The organism is Geobacter benzoatilyticus (assembly GCF_017338855.1).
GTDB classification, from domain to species: Bacteria; Desulfobacterota; Desulfuromonadia; order Geobacterales; family Geobacteraceae; genus Geobacter; species Geobacter benzoatilyticus.
The window spans coordinates 2,051,350-2,066,096 of record NZ_CP071382.1; the positions used below are offsets into that span (position 1 = coordinate 2,051,350).

Consider the following 14,747-nt stretch of genomic DNA (forward strand, 5'->3'; position numbering starts at 1 on the left):
AATCCTAAAGCTGGAAGACGTGGTATACTTGAGCCATTCCAATGCAATGAAATAAGGAGGCTTAAAATGTCAGTCACCACGCAGAGGAAACTTCTTCCCGAACAGCTCCGCTGGACCTGCGATCCCGGACAGTTCGATTTTGCCACAACCGACGAGCTCCCCGAGCTGGAAGGAACACTGGGACAGGCCAGGGCGCTCACCTCCATCGACTTCGGGCTGGATATCCGGGAGAGCGGTTTCAACCTGTTCCTGGCCGGCGAGCCGGGGACGGGACGCACGTCAACCATCAAGAACATCCTGAAGAAGAAAGCCAGGACCGAGCCGACCCCCTCCGATTGGGTCTACGTGAACAACTTCAAGACCCCCGACCTCCCCATTGCCCTGGCGTTGCCGGCGGGCATGGGAACCGAGCTTGCCAAGGATATGTCGGAGCTGATAACCGCCGTGCGCTCAATCATCCCAAAGGCTTTGGACAGCAAGGAGTATGAGACCAACAAGTCCACCATCATCGAAGCCTACCAGGAGAAAAACAACGAGCTTTTCGGGAAGCTCGAGGCCGAGGCCAAGGAGCGCGGCTTTGCGCTCCAGCGGACCGTCTCGGGCCTGGTCATGGTCCCCCAGAAAGAGGATCGCAACTACACCCAGGATGAGTACGAGGCCCTCAGCGACGCGGAAAAGGAGAAGCTGGAGGAGGTGGGGCAGGAGCTGACCGAGAAGCTCAACGACGTGCTCCGGCAGGTGCGCGACAACGAGAAGCTGACCAAGGACAGCCTCTCCCAGTTGGACCGCGACCTGGGCAATTCCTCGGTGGGGCATCACATCGATCCCCTCCGGGAGAAATACGGCGACAATCCCAAGGTGGTGGAGTACCTGAACGCCGTCCAGGAGGACATCATCGCCAATCTGGAGGATTTCAAGCCCCAGCAGCCGGTGCAGTCCCCCATCCCCGGCCTGAAATTCCCCCGGCAGGAGCCCTCCTTCGAGCGGTACGAGGTGAACATCTTCGTCGACAATCACGATGCCCAGGGGGCGCCGGTGGTTTTTGAGACGAACCCCACCTACAGCAACCTCTTCGGCCGCATCGAGCACGTAATGCAGATGGGTGGGACGGCCACCACCAACTTTACCCTGATCAAGCCGGGGGCGATCCACAAGGCCAATGGCGGCTATCTCATCGTTGACGCCCGCGAGGTTCTGGTGAACCCCTTCTCGTGGGAGTCGCTGAAACGCTGCATCCGGAGCGCCGAGATCAAGATCGAGGACCCCCTGGAGCAGTACCGCTTCATTACCATCGCCACCATGAAACCGGAGTCGATGCCGCTCCAGGCCAAGATCATCATGATCGGCTCACCCTGGATCTACTACCTTCTCTATCACCTTGAACCCGACTACCGGAAGTTCTTCAAGGTGAAGGTGGATTTCGACAGCCGCATCGCCCGCACCCCCGAAGTGCTCAAGGACTACGCCCTCTTCGTCTCCACCCACTGCAAGAACGAGAAGCTCCTCCCCTTCGACAGAAGCGGCGTGGCCGGCCTCATCGAATACTCGGCCCGCCTGGTGGAAGACCAGGAGAAGCTCTCCTCCCAGTTCATGGAGATCGCCGACCTGATCCGGGAGGCCAGCTACTGGGCCGGGAAGGACGGGGGCGGCCCGGTCACCCATGCCCACGTAGCCAATGCCATCGAGCAGAAAGTCTACCGGAGCAACCGGATCGAAGAACGGATGCAGGAGCTTTTCGACGAGGGGACCATCCTCGTGGACGTGGCGGGGGAAGTGCCGGGCCAGATCAACGGCCTCTCGGTAATCTCCCTTGCCGATCACACCTTCGGCCGTCCCTCCAGGGTCACCGCACGGGTTTACCTGGGGCGGGCCGGCATGGTCAACATCGAGCGGGAGGTGAAGCTCTCGGGTCCCATCCACGACAAGGGGGTCCTGATACTCACCGGCTACCTGGGGGGGAAGTTCGCCCACGACAAGCCCCTGTCGTTCTCCGCCTCCATCTGCTTCGAGCAGAACTACGAGGGGGTCGAGGGGGACAGCGCCTCCTCCACTGAGCTCTACTGCCTTCTCTCCGCCTTCTCCGGGGTGCCCATCCGGCAGGGAATCGCCGTCACCGGCAGCGTCAACCAGCATGGTATGATCCAGCCCATCGGCGGCGTCAACTTCAAGATCGAGGGTTTCTACGCCGTCTGCAAGGCCAAGGGGCTAACGGGGGAGCAGGGGGTCATCATCCCGAAATCCAACGAACGGCACCTGATGCTCAACGACGAGGTGGTGCAGGCGGTGCGCGACGGCAAGTTCCACATCTGGAGCGTGGAGACCATCGACCAGGGGATCGAGATTCTCACCGGCGTTGCCGCCGGGGAGAAAGGGGCAGACGGCACCTGGCCCGAGGGGACAATCAACCATATGGTCGATATGCGGTTGAAGCAGATGATCGAAAGCATGAAAAAGTTCGGCGCGTCGGATAAAGATGACAAGAAGCAGGACTGAAGGAAATGAGGCTTCAAGAGGTAATCTTTGCAGCAAGCAGGATTTGTTGGTAACCAGGACGTGAAAGGGGGATCTTATGGGATTGCTCGACGAATTGGTGGGGAAGGCGACCGGGATGCTGGGCGGAGCCCAGGGGGGCGAGGGGCAGGGGCTTCTCGATGAGGTGATGGGAATGCTCTCCGGCGGCCAGGGGGGCGGGCTGGGCGGCCTCGTCCAGAACTTCAAGGACAAGGGGCTGGGAGACATCGTCTCCTCCTGGGTCGGCACGGGTGAAAACCTCCCCATAAACGCCGATCAGATCAAGGAAGGGCTGGGGAGCGAAACCATCCGGAACCTGGCCGCAAAGGTGGGGATTTCACCGGACGATTTGAGCACCCAGCTATCCCAGTTTCTACCGGGTATTGTCGATAAACTCACCCCCGACGGCGCCATTCCCGAGGGGGGGCTGCTTGAGAAGGGTCTGGAGTTTTTGAAGGGGAAGATGGGCTAGCCTGAGCATTCGGGAGAGGATGAAAAAAGAGGAAGGGGGCGTTGACCGCATGGCCGGCGCCCCCTTTTTTTTATGCCGGTCGAAACTGCCGGCTCCTAAGGCGCAACGATCGTAAAGCTCCAGGTGTAGGTATAGGACTTGTTGTGCGCCAGGTCCGACACCGCTACTCCAGTGGTGTACGTGCCGGGGGCCCTGTCGGCGGTAGGGGTCATGGTCACCGTTGTGGTCCCCGCCGGGCTGTAATCGAACGTTACTTCCACCGGTTTGCCGTCGATGGTGCCGAACAGGAACGGATAGACCGGTTCGTTGAACGCTATGGACATGGGAGGCCTTAAATCCGCAACGGTTCCGGTGGGTGAAACCTGCCAGACGTCGCCAACTTTAACCACTTCCGGTGGAGTGGCGTCCGCGCCGCTGCCCGTGGTGAAGCTCCACGGGGCCGGAGCCGCAAGGGCAATGCCGCTCGTATCCTTCGCCTGGGTGGTTACAGTCGCGGTGTATTGAGTACTGGCCGTGAGCGGGGCGCTGGGCGTAAAGATTACGACCTGCCCGATTATGCTGAATGTCCCGGCTACCGTCGATGCATCCGAAGTTTTTTGCAGGGTAAAGGCAGAAGAATTGAAAGTGTTGATGTCCATCGGCTTGGTGAAGGACATGGCAATCGCCGTATTGGTCCCCACATTGATTGCTCCGGCCACGGGTGCCTTCGAAGCCAGTTGCGGTGCAACCCCCACCGTCGCGCCGGTGGTGAACGTCCAGGTATAGGCGGACTGCATGGCTTTTCCCGAAGTGTCCTGTACCACGGCATTGACTCTGACGGTGTAAGTCTGCCCTGCCCCCAAAGCGGCAGGAGGGGTGATGGTTGCTATTTTGTTGGTCGAATCGTAGGAAATGCCGGATAAACTTACATTGGCACCGTTGATCTGGAACGAATTGTCCGCCACGACCGACGCGGCGTTCATTGCTTCGCTGAAGGTTACGGTAATCTTCGAGGCAGTTCCCACATCGGTTGCATTATTGACAGGCGTCGTGTAGACGACTGTTGGAGCGGGATCGGAAACCGTCGGACTGTCGGAGCTTCCACCCCCACCACCTCCTCCACCGCCGCCGCACCCTGCGACAAGTACACCACAGAGCATAATCGCGGTACACACCCCCCATAGTTTGAACAAGCGTTTCATCATCACTCCTTCCCTGCGCGTCAGTTGACGGGATTTTGCTCTCCCGTTCACTTGCCTGCTTCACGAAAAGAGTAGACTATTTTGTCCATGCGTCAAGGAGCGCCGACGATGTCAGACGCAGAAAAGGGCCGCTTTGCGGGCGGCCCTTGAGGTCATTTCATCATTTCCTGGCGCTTTTGCCAACGCTCCTTGGCCAATTCTCGCATGGCGTCGGCTTTTGTGCGCTGCTCGGGGGTGAGATGCTCGCCTATTCTCTCATGGTACCGGTTGCGGATCTCCTGCATTTTTTCCTGCCTCTGGGTACGGGTGAGGTTGCCGTCGGCGCGCAGGGTGTCCATTTCCTTCCCCTGTTCCTGGAGGATCGGCAGAATCTTCGCCTTCTGTTCAGCATTGAGGCCAAGCTGCACTCCCATCCGCTTGAGCCGCTGTTCCGGGTCCATTTTCTGGATTCTGGCCGCACCCCGCTTCGCTCCCATTCCTCCCCCTCCTCCGGGGCCGGTCTGGGCAAATGATGCCTGGTTGATCCCTGCAATGGCTACGACAACCGTAGCGACCGTCAACACAAATCTGATCCGTTTCATTGCTATTCCTCCTTGTTCATGATTGGCCGGGCGTATAGTAATGGAAACGCCCCAGCGTCATGGTGGTTGACAACGCCGGCCGGCAAAAATCGTATCGGCCCACAAGCCTGCGGTGCTATACTGCCGCTGACAGCCTGCCAAATGCCCTTCCATAAGGAGTTTTGCCGTGCCCCTTCCCTGTACCCTCATCATCAATCCCACCTCGGGAAGCTATTCCGGCCCCCTGGTCAAGCGGATTACAGAACTCCTTGCCGCCGGGGGATTCGAACCCACCGTGCTCCTGACCGGCGGGCCCGACGATGCGGCCGCATTTGCCGCCCGCGCCTGTTCACAGGAGGAGAACCCCTACATTATTGCCGTTGGCGGGGATGGCACGCTGAACGGCGCGCTCAACGGGCTTGCGCCGGGGAAGGCCACCCTGGCCTTTATCCCCCTGGGCACCGCAAACGTCTGCGCCCTGGAGCTCGGCATCGGCTCTGTCGATGAGGCGGTGCGCCGGATTATCCGGCGTGAGACCCGCCCACTTTCCGTGGGGGTCCTCGAGGGGTTCGGGGTGGAGCGGCGCTTTCTGCTCATGGCCGGCATCGGGTTCGACGGTTTCGTGGTGGAGGGGGTGCTCGGCGCGGAAAAGAAGCGGTTCGGGAAGGGGGCCTACGTTCTGTCGGCCCTTCGAACCCTCGCTGCCTGGGATGGGCGTCCCATGGAGGTAACTGCCGGAGGGGAGCGCCGGTCATGCCACAGCGTCATTGTCTGCAATGCCGCGCGCTATGGCGGGAAGTTCGTCCTGGCGCCGGGGGCGGACATGTTCGGTCCCGGTTTCCGCGTGGTCTGCATCGAGGGGACGAGACGGCGCGATTATCTCGGCATTGCCCTGAAAGTGTTGGCGGGGAAGGGGCCCGGCGGGGGGGACGTCACGGTTTTCGACGCTGACGAGCTGACCATCGGCGGCAATAAGGCGGTGCAGGTGGATGGCGACTTCATCTGCCACGGCCCGGTAACTATCCGCGCCGTGGCGGATCTTGCCCGGATGGTGGTGTGAGGGGCTCACGGGCCGGCGACAGCCGGAACCAGAGCCGAGTCAGCATCATGCTGATGCCGCGGCCAAGCCGGTTGTCGGTCAGCCGGTCGAAGATGCGGTCATGGAGGCGGAGGAGCGGCATCGAACCCTGGCCGACTGGCGCCCCCCGCTTAAAATTCCGGCGCACGTCGAGGAAGAAGGGGATCTGCCAGGCGTTCGCCCGAACGTAGCGCCCGGTTTCGCGCCAGAGACGCCGCCGCTCCCCGCGCGTCAACCCCCGGATCATGCCGTTGATGCGGGCGAGGGCCGCTCCCAGGGCAAGGCGGCCGGTTCGGTCCTGGGTGGCGTAGAGCCGGGGTAGTTCCGCCAGGAGTGCATCGTCCCCCAGGGCTGCAAAGTTCATGATGATGGCGTTCAGGGTCTGGCGCTCCCGCAACCCCTCCACCTCGAAGCGGCGGGCCGAGGTGACGATTTCCGCCGGCAGGAGGAACCACTCCCCCAGTTCTGCGATTCGCCCGGCCAGCCGCACGTCCTCTAATATCGGGCATGACTCGTGGAAGGGGCCTGCTTCGGCAAAAAAATCACGGGTCAGGAGCAACCCCTGGTCGCCATGGATGCATCCGGGCCGGTGGAGCCGGGCCTTCCATTCGTAGAAATAGTAGGGGAGGGATGGACCCGTTGTGCTGCGGTGGAAACGGAGCCGGAAGTGCCCGGCGACTCGCCCGCTTTTCCCTGCGGCAATCTCCCGGACAAGGGAGTCCAGGGCGCTTCGCAGGGCCAGTGGGTCGGGAAAGAAACTGTCGGCGTGGAGAAAAAGGAGGGTATCACTTGCGGCCGCGGCGGCACCGGCATTCATCTGCCGCCCCCGCCCCCGTCCGGTTTCAATCACCTTTGCCGCGAAGGGGGTGGATGCCGCCAGGGTGCGGGCGCGCTGAACCGTTTCGTCCGTGGAGCCCCCATCGGCGATGACCAGCTCCAGCGTCACCTCCCGCTGGGCTTCCAGGGTCGAGAAGAGGCGTTCCAGGCCGTCGGCTTCGTTCAGGGTCGGGACGACGATGGAAATTTCAGGGTGGACCGGTCTGCTCTGCATGGCAACCGGCATACTACCGTAACCGGCTCCGAAAGAGAACCGCCTTTGGGATGCCGAAACAGCAAAAGCCGCCCCTTCATCCGGGACGGCTTTTTTATGGCGGCAGTTTTTCCGCAGCCCGTCAATGCATGATGCCGTCGGCAATCTTCACCAGGTTCGGGAGGTCGGGCTTGGTGATGATATCCAGCGCCCCGAGGTCCTTCCATTTCACCTTGTTGTCATCGGTTGCCAGCGACGAGAAAATCAGCACCGGCAGATCCTTGAGGACATCGTCCTTTTTGACGAGGGATGTGAGGTGCAGGCCATCCATTTTCGGCATCTCCACATCGGTGATGAGCAGGTCGAGCTCGTTGCTGAGAGGGGTTCCGGCGTTCCGGCAGCTGGACAGCTTGGCGCTGATGATGTTCCAGGCTTCTTCGCCGTTCTCCGCCTCTTCCACGTTATAGCCGGCGGCCCGCAGCGACGTGCAGATGCTGTGGCGGATGAAGGACGAGTCGTCCGCCACGAGGATGCGGTAGCGGCTCCGGTCCAGGATCACCTCATCCATGAGCTGGTCGTGCCCGATTTGGTGGAGGATGTCCGAACAGCAGATTTCCCCGACAATTTTCTCGAAGTCCAGGACCAGGATGATCCGGTCCTCCATTTTCACCACCCCGGTTACGTAGGCCGACTCGATGGCCCGCACCGGCGGCTCCACCTGCTCCCAAGAGATGCGGTAGATGCGGGAAACCCCGTTCACCAGCACGCCGACCACCATCCGGTTGAATTCCAGAACGATGACCCGGTCCGGTTCGAGGCAGTCAATGCCCTTGCCGAGGGTCGTGGCCAGGTTCACGACCGTGATTACCTTGTCCCTGAGTTTCATCATGCCGGCAATGGCCGGGTGCGAATTGGGCACCTTCCACATCTGGGGCTTGCGGATTATTTCACGCACCTTTGCCACGTTGACGCCGAAGTAGGATGGCACCAGCTTTCCCGATCCATCGGTTTCATTGAGGGTGAATTCGACAATTTCAAGCTCGTTGGTGTCGCTCTCCAGGAGAATCTTGTTGTCAGCCATTGCCGGTACCTCGCGCATTAATGGCCCCCGGAGCGGAGGCATGATTTACATATCGGCCGAGGTCTGTAAAACTTTAGCGATTTGAACCGACTTCGTGCGCCGGTCCGCTCCGTCCGAGTTGGGAGGTCAGGATATCTTTGATTTTGAGGGCTTCGGAACGGGCCTTCCCTCCGCCGTCGAAGGGTGACTCCCCGTCCCGGTCCGCCGCCCGGATCTCCTCGCTCAGGGAGATGAAGCCCAAGAGAGACACGGGGGGCATGGCGGCGGAGATGAAACGGCAGTCGGCGTCATCGCGGATCTTGCTCCCCACGAGGAAGATGTTCTTGATGCCGATATCCCCCGCCAGTGCGTTGATTTGCCGGGCGGTCTGCATGCTGCGCTGTCCCGGCTCCACGACGATGACGAGCGCATCCACCGATTCCGCTGTACCCCTCCCCAAATGCTCGATGCCTGCTTCCATGTCCATGATGACCACGTCATCGCGTTCCAGCAGAAGATGCTTCATAAGCCGCTTCACTATGGTGTGCTCGGGGCAGACGCAGCCGCTCCCCCCCTGCTCCACGGTTCCCATCTGCAGCAAGCGCACCCCTTTGTGCTCAATCCCGTACCTCTCGGGAAGGTCGCTCACAGTTGGGTTCAGCCTGAAGAGCGACCCCTGGCCGTCCCCCGCTCCCGTCCGTTCCTTGGCCAGTTCCTTCATTTTCGAGATGGGGGTGAGGCGGGCACCCTCTTCCGCGGGGACCCCCAGGGCAGATGCCAGGTTGGCGTCCGGATCGGCGTCTATGGCCAGCACCCGGCGGCCGTCCGCAGCGAAGGCGCGGGCCAGCATCCCCGCTAGGGTTGTCTTGCCGACACCCCCTTTGCCGGTGATGGCGATTTTGATTCCTTTGCCTGCCGTGGCGTCACCGTCATGATGGTGATGGTGGTCGTGCCCGTGATGTCCGTCACACATGATCTGTCCCTCCGTCCTTTCTCAGATTCCCAGTCCCCGCCGCCGCTCGTCGATAACCGCCAGCAGACGGTCCGCGGCCTTGTCCGGGTCGAGCTCCACCATGAAGTAGCCGCCGAGGAGCTCCTTGGCCGTTTCGGTCAGCAGCTTCGTCACCGCCGGCGAGCCGGTTATCTGGGGCATGGTCCCCACATGGGTAGGGATGCCGAGGGCTACGCTCCAGGTGCCGATAGCCACCGCTTTCTCGGACATGGCTTCCGGCGCCGAGGCCACCAGGGGGAGCTGATCGAGATCGACCCCCAGCCGATTGGCCACGGCCACGGCCACTGCTACCGCCCGGCTGTTGTCGACGCAGGAGCCCATGTGCAGCACCAGCGGCAGCGGGCCCCCGAGGCCGGCCTCCGTTCCTACCGCCGTCAGCACCGCCTTGAGGGAATCCCCGGCGTACTCCAAGGTGGCCTCCTGGGTCATGAGCCCGTGCTTGGCGAAGGCGCCGGCGCCGCAGCCTGTGGCCAGCAGCAGCACGTTGTTGCGGGCGAGCTTTTTGGCCATGGTGACAAAGCTGCTGTCCTGGGTGGTCTGGGTGTTGTTGCAACCGGCGAAGAGGGCGATCCCCCGGATATTGCCGTTGGCGATGCTGTCGATGAGCGGCTTCAGGGGGTCATCGGCATTGAGAGCGCCCAGTGCCCCCACGATGGCCTCGGCGCCGAAGCCGACCACTGCGGTCTGCTTGGCATCGGGGATGACCACCCGCTGCGGGTTGCGTCGCCGGAAGGCGTCGATGGCCAGGGTGACGATCTGCCGGGCGTTTTCGGCGGCGGTCGGCTCCCGGAACGGCACGTGGGTGGCGCCGGGGATCTTGTTGTCGTCCATGGTGGTGATGATCTCGGTATGGAAGCAGGCTCCGATCTCGCTGACCGACGGCATGATGCACTGCACGTCCACCACCATGGCGTCCACTGCCCCGGTAATCAGGGCCAGTTCCTGGGAAAGGTAATTGGCGGCCAGAGGGATGCCGTGGCGGACCATCACCTCGTTGCCGGTGCAGCAGACCCCCACGATGTTGATCCCGCCACCGGCCCCGGCCCGGCGTGCCTCCTCCTCCATGAGCACGGCCACGTCGCAGACCACTTCGCTCAGCAGCGGGTTGTGGCCATGCACCGCGATGTTGACGGCGTCTTCCTTGAGCACCCCCAGGTTGGCGGCGGTAACTGTCGGCTGCGGGGTTCCGAAGAGGATGTCGGAGAGTTCGGTGGCCAGGCACATGCCGTCGAAATCGGCCAGGGCCCCCTTAATTCCCCCCACGATCAGGTTGGTCGCGTCGGCGTCGCATCCCACGTGGGTGCGGGCCAGGATCTGGGTCACCATCGCATCGATGTTGTGGGGGAGGGCGTGGAGCCCTGCCAGCCGCTCCAGACGCTTCTCCGTGAGAGTCGAAGCGATCCATCTGCATGGCTTGTCATGGTCCTGGTTCTGGAAATCTCCCAGCGTTACCAGGGCGACTTCCCCGGCGATGTCATGCAGATCTTTCCCGGTGGTGTCGAGGCCCAGCTTCGCGGCCACGGCCCGCAACTTCTCCTCGTCCCGGATGGTGTAGTCGGGGAGCTTCCCCTCGGCCACTCCCAGCATGGCCAGGGCCACGTGGCGGCCATGTTCCGAATGGGCTGCCGTCCCGCTGGCGATCATGCGGATCACGTTGCGGGCCACGATGGTGTCGGCGTCGGCGCCGCAGATCCCCCGCTGGGGGCCGTCGCCGAAGGGGTCGATGCGGCAGGGGCCTTTCCAGCAGATGCGGCAGCAGACTCCCAGCTGGCCGAAGCCGCACTGGGGCTGCATGGCTTTGTGGCGGTCCCAGACGGTGGCGATCCCCTCCTTCTTTGCCAGGGGAAGCAGCGTTGCCGCGGACGGATCGATGGAGTAGTTCATGGTCATGGTTTCACCTTCCTCTGAATGAGATATCTGTGGGATTGGGCCAGTTCCGCCACCCGCGCTTCCAGCAGGCTCTGGCGAAACTCCTCCAGGTCGACGAGACTGAGGGCTTTGGTGGGGCACGCCTCGATACAGGCCGGCACTTCCCTGCCGGTGTGGGCACAGAGGTCGCATTTGCGCGCCACCCCACGGTTGGTACGCCCGTCGGTTGGGGGGTCAGCCTCAGCCTTGACGCTTATGGCGCCGAAGGGGCAGACCATCACGCAGACCTTGCAGCCGACGCAGTTCTTCTCCCGGATGGCGACCCTTCCTTCCTCCTGGAGGATCGACCCGGTGGGGCAGGCGAAGGCGCAGGGGGCGTCCTCGCACTGCCGGCACTGGACCGGCATGGTCACCCCGCCGGCCGCCACCACCCGGTTGCGGGGGCGGAGCGTCTGCCCCTGCACCGCCGCAGCGTGGAGGTCGCCCCCGCCGTGGGCTACGGCGCAGGATAGTTCGCAACTATGGCATCCGAGACACTTCTCCGGATCGGAAAAGATGATTGCATTCTCGCGCAGCAATTTTTTCATTCCGTTCTCCTTTGCATGGGGCCTCCACCTTAGCGGTCCGTGCAGGATATGCACGGGTCGATACTGTTCACGATGAGAGGGATGGCAGAAACCTTTTCCCCCTTAAGCATCACCTTCAGGGCGTCCCAGTTCATGTAGCTCGGCACCCGCCACTTGAGGCGGGCCGGCATGTCCGTCCCGTCGGTGCGGAGGTAGTAGAGCAGCTCTCCCCGGGGAGCCTCCGACTTGGCGACTGCCTCCCCTGCGGGGATTTCCGGCAGGGTATCGACGAAGGCTGGCCCCTCCGGCATCTGGGCCACGCACTGCTCGATGAGGGAAACCGCTTCCCGGGCCTCCTTCAGCCGCACCAGGGCCCGGCTCCGCACGTCGCCCTCCTCCTCCGTCGCCACCCGGAAGTCGAGCCGGTCATAGGCGCCGTAGGGGCTTTTCGTCCTCACGTCGTAGTCGATGCCCGAGGCCCGCGCCACTGGCCCCACCACTGCGTAGTCTGCCGCATCCCGCTTCGGCAGGATTCCCACGCCCCCGGTCCTCGCCGTGATGGCGGAGTCTTCTGCGAAGATCCGGTAGAGCTCCTCCAGGGGCCCCTTCATGCGATCCATCTGCCGCCCGAGCCAGCCGGCCTGCTCCGGCCCCAGATCGTAGCGCACCCCGCCGATGCAGTTGGCGGCCAGATCCATCCGGTTGCCGTAGATCGACTCCTTGGTCTCCTGCATGATTTCGCGGATCTCCATCACCCGCCGGAAGAGGCTCCCCTGGCCGATGATGTGGGCGATGACCGCGCAGTTGAACAGGTGGGAGGAGATGCGCTTGATCTCGTCGGCAATGGCCCGCAGGTACTCGGCCCTTGGGGGGATGCTGATGCCGGCGATCTCCTCCACTGCCGTGCAGAAGGTGCTCGGGTGGCTGTTGGAGCAGAGGGAGCAGAGGCGCTCCAGGAGGGTGATGTTCTGGTAGAGGTTGCGCTTCATCACCAGGTGCTCCATCCCCCGATGGACCTGCCCGGCCATGACATCTAGCCCCGTCACGGTCTCCCCTTCCACCTCCACCCGGAAGTACATCGGCTCCTCCAGGGCGAGCTGCCGGGGGCCGAGGGTTATTACCGTGCTCATGGGGTCTCCTCCCCGCCAAGGCGGGCCATCACCTTGTCCCACAGGGCCTTGCTGCTGGCGCCGTTGCTGAAGGTGGAGTAGGGGATGAGCCGCTCGAAGGCCGCCGGCTCGATGGATTTGTCGATGAAGAGGCGCCGGGGATCGGGATGGCCGAGAACCCGTATATCGTACAGCTCCATGAATTCCCGTTCGTTCCAGTCGGCGTTGCGGAATATCGGCGTGAGCGACGGTACCTGCGCCCCATCCAGGGGGAGCTCAATGGCCAGGGTCAGGGTTGTGCCGTCCAGGTCGAAGTGGTAGGCCACCTCCCGCACCCCCTGCTCCCTTGTTCTGTCGAAGCGGGATGCGGTCACCATGGAGAGGCGTCCCGCCAGCTCCGCTACCCCCTCCGCTGCCGGGAGGATGAACGCCCCCTCCCGAAGCCGGCACCAGCCGGTCAGCACCCCTTTGGCGTCGGTGCGCCATTCCACCGCCACCTCCTCGCCGATCCGGCGCGCCAGCGCGGCCGGCACCTTGTCCTTCAGGTCCGTCATCGTCTTATCCCTCCAATGCTCTCCTTCTGGCGGCATTCCGGGCAGAGGGCCGCCAGCCGGGAGATCTCCCGGTTTGTCTCCCGGAAGGCGACCCGCAGTAGCTCCGGGGGCACCGGCAAGAGCGGCACGCCGCAGCCGGTGCAGGGGACGCGGGGGACGACCCCCTCCTCCACCAGGCGGTACTTATCCTCCTGACGGTGGGCAAGCTGCCACTCCTCCGTCGCCGAGAGCGCCCCGGTCCGGCAGTAGTGGCGGCAGAGGCCGCAGAAGGCGCAGCTGTTGTGCCAGAGGGTGAAGCGGAGCCCCGCCTCTTCTTCGTTGAAGAGGATGGCGCCGCCGGCGCAGACATGCTCGCACATGCGGCAGCCGACGCAGGCGGAGGCGTTGTAGCGCATCTTCCCCCGCAGCCCGGCCGGTGTTGCTCCCTCCCCGGAGAGGCTCGCGGCGGTTTCCGCCCTCTGAAGCGGCTCCCCCCCCTGCTGGCCCTTCCAGATGGTTGCCGCCTCGGCGATGCCGGCAACGATGGCCTGGGGGCGCGGCGGGCAGCCGGGGACGTTGACATCCACCGTCAGATAGCGGTCCACCGGGCCGGCCACGGCGTAGCTGTCGCGGAAGACCCCGCCCGAAACGGGGCAGATTCCCACCGCTACCGTCACCTTCGGTTCGGGCACTTCATCGTAGAGACTGAGAATTTTCTCCCTGACCCGGACCGTAAGCGGTCCGGTGATCAGCACAATCGCGGCCTCCTCGGGGGATTCGGTGTAGCGGCATCCGAGCCGCTCCACGCCGAAGCGGGCAATGGCGGCGGTGGCGGCCAGCTCCACATCACAGCCGTTGCAGGAGCCGGCATTGATGCGGTAGAGCCCCAGGGGCTCGTCAGATGTGGCATTGCAAACGGTATCCATGGTGGCTTCCCTCCATCGGGGGGTGACGCCGGGGATGGCGGCCGGTTAGCGGTCGCTCTTTCTCCGTGCGTTAGTCCGACTTTAGGGGAAAAAATGAGAAGGGTCTGTCGTATGGCCGACAGTTTTGGGGAAAAAGATGGGGAAAGCTGCGGGGGGCGTTGCTAGAGGGAATCCTTCCAGGCGGTCAGCTCATCGAACCTGCGGACGCAGATGGTCTGCCGGTCGATTTTTTCGATGATGCCGGCCTTTATCAGGTCGTTCATGATGGTGGAGATGGTCTGCCGCGTTGTCCCCACCAGGAGGGCGATATCCTCGGTGTTCAATCCGAGTTCCACCGTTATGCCGCCGTTGCCGGGTTTTCCCCGGTCTGCGGCCGCCGTGGCGAGAAACTCAATCAGGCGCAGCCGCGCATCCTTGAACACGAGCCCTTCGATGGTCGACAGAGAATTTTTGAGCAACTCGCCAAGCACCTTGACCATTGCCTGGGAGACTTCCGGGATCTCCGATACGCGTTTCTGGAATGTTGCCGTGTCGGTTACCAGAAGTTCGGTTTCCTGCAGTGTCTGGACAAAGGCCCTGGTGTGGGTGCTGAAGATGTCACCCGCCTCCAGGAGGGCAAGGGTGAATTCCCGGTCCCCGTAAGAGAGATAGACCCGAAGCCGGCCCCGCTTGACGATGAAAACCCGGTCAACCTCGTCGGAAGGGGAGTAGATGAGGGCCTTGCGAGGGAAGAGCCGGCTTCTGAACTCCTTACCCAGGTCTGCGCCTTCCGTGGTTTCGAAGAGCCGGAGCAGGTTCACGCTGATCAGTTTCATGGCGGCTGGCATGGCGGCGTCCTTG

The 14,747-nt window shown here is 62.9% G+C and carries 14 protein-coding genes; 3 read left to right on the forward strand and 11 right to left on the reverse strand.

All coding sequences use genetic code 11. The features are described 5' to 3' along the window. Window positions 1-66 precede the first annotated feature (66 nt). Together JZM60_RS09695 and JZM60_RS09700 are read left to right on the forward strand one after the other, a co-directional pair. Entirely contained in the window at window positions 67-2,493 is a 2,427-nt protein-coding gene (locus JZM60_RS09695; protein WP_207162123.1) for a Lon protease family protein, read from the forward strand. A 76-nt stretch (window positions 2,494-2,569) separates the two neighbouring features. Beyond that, on the forward strand, window positions 2,570-2,983 hold the full coding sequence (locus JZM60_RS09700) for a YidB family protein (RefSeq protein ID WP_207162124.1): 414 nt from the start codon (window positions 2,570-2,572) through the stop codon (window positions 2,981-2,983). A gap of 95 nt (window positions 2,984-3,078) precedes the next feature. Here the strand turns inward: JZM60_RS09700 and JZM60_RS09705 are convergent, their stop codons facing one another. Both JZM60_RS09705 and JZM60_RS09710 read right to left on the reverse strand, forming a co-directional pair. Continuing rightward, window positions 3,079-4,167 carry an Ig-like domain-containing domain gene (locus JZM60_RS09705; protein ID WP_207162126.1) on the reverse strand — a complete coding sequence of 363 codons (1,089 nt, stop codon included), beginning with the start codon at window positions 4,165-4,167 and terminating at the stop codon, window positions 3,079-3,081. A 149-nt stretch (window positions 4,168-4,316) separates the two neighbouring features. Then, on the reverse strand, window positions 4,317-4,745 hold the full coding sequence (locus JZM60_RS09710; protein WP_207162128.1) for a hypothetical protein: 429 nt from the start codon (window positions 4,743-4,745) through the stop codon (window positions 4,317-4,319). A 166-nt stretch (window positions 4,746-4,911) separates the two neighbouring features. On the opposite strand from JZM60_RS09710, the gene JZM60_RS09715 reads away from it, so the two are divergent. Further along, window positions 4,912-5,784, forward strand: coding sequence for a diacylglycerol/lipid kinase family protein (locus JZM60_RS09715; protein WP_207162130.1), 873 nt, complete (start codon window positions 4,912-4,914; stop codon window positions 5,782-5,784). On the opposite strand, the gene JZM60_RS09720 is transcribed toward JZM60_RS09715, so the two are convergent. The 9 genes from JZM60_RS09720 to JZM60_RS09760 all read right to left on the reverse strand — a co-directional run bounded on the left by JZM60_RS09720 (window position 5,744) and on the right by JZM60_RS09760 (window position 14,722). Continuing rightward, complete coding sequence (locus JZM60_RS09720; RefSeq protein ID WP_241426210.1) at window positions 5,744-6,853, reverse strand: TIGR04283 family arsenosugar biosynthesis glycosyltransferase; 1,110 nt, start codon at window positions 6,851-6,853, stop codon at window positions 5,744-5,746. The two genes, JZM60_RS09715 and JZM60_RS09720, sit on opposite strands and share 41 nt — an antisense overlap. A 121-nt stretch (window positions 6,854-6,974) precedes the next feature. Continuing rightward, entirely contained in the window at window positions 6,975-7,913 is a 939-nt protein-coding gene (locus tag JZM60_RS09725) for a chemotaxis protein (protein ID WP_207165559.1), read from the reverse strand. Window positions 7,914-7,986: 73 nt separating this feature from the next. Next, the gene (locus tag JZM60_RS09730; RefSeq protein ID WP_241426211.1) at window positions 7,987-8,865 is read right to left on the reverse strand and encodes an ATP-binding protein; all 879 of its coding nucleotides are present in this window, start codon (window positions 8,863-8,865) and stop codon (window positions 7,987-7,989) included. Window positions 8,866-8,886: 21 nt separating this feature from the next. After that, entirely contained in the window at window positions 8,887-10,794 is a 1,908-nt protein-coding gene (gene cooS / locus JZM60_RS09735) for an anaerobic carbon-monoxide dehydrogenase catalytic subunit (RefSeq protein WP_207162133.1), read from the reverse strand. Next, a complete protein-coding gene (locus JZM60_RS09740; protein ID WP_207162134.1) occupies window positions 10,791-11,360 on the reverse strand; it encodes a 4Fe-4S dicluster domain-containing protein in 570 nt (189 codons plus the stop codon). Before JZM60_RS09740 ends, cooS begins: the two co-directional genes overlap by 4 nt. A gap of 29 nt (window positions 11,361-11,389) precedes the next feature. Then, window positions 11,390-12,469: a hydrogenase large subunit gene (locus JZM60_RS09745; RefSeq protein WP_207162135.1), complete on the reverse strand. Its 1,080-nt coding sequence runs from the start codon at window positions 12,467-12,469 to the stop codon at window positions 11,390-11,392. Then, window positions 12,466-13,002: an NADH-quinone oxidoreductase subunit C gene (locus tag JZM60_RS09750; RefSeq protein ID WP_207162136.1), complete on the reverse strand. Its 537-nt coding sequence runs from the start codon at window positions 13,000-13,002 to the stop codon at window positions 12,466-12,468. Before JZM60_RS09750 ends, JZM60_RS09745 begins: the two co-directional genes overlap by 4 nt. Continuing rightward, on the reverse strand, window positions 12,999-13,907 hold the full coding sequence (locus JZM60_RS09755; protein ID WP_207162137.1) for an NADH-quinone oxidoreductase subunit B family protein: 909 nt from the start codon (window positions 13,905-13,907) through the stop codon (window positions 12,999-13,001). The genes JZM60_RS09750 and JZM60_RS09755 overlap by 4 nt, the downstream gene beginning before the upstream one ends. 161 nt (window positions 13,908-14,068) lie before the next feature. Further along, window positions 14,069-14,722 (reverse strand): Crp/Fnr family transcriptional regulator, encoded by a 654-nt coding sequence (locus tag JZM60_RS09760; RefSeq protein ID WP_241426212.1) that lies wholly within the window; start codon window positions 14,720-14,722, stop codon window positions 14,069-14,071. Window positions 14,723-14,747: the final 25 nt, after the last annotated feature.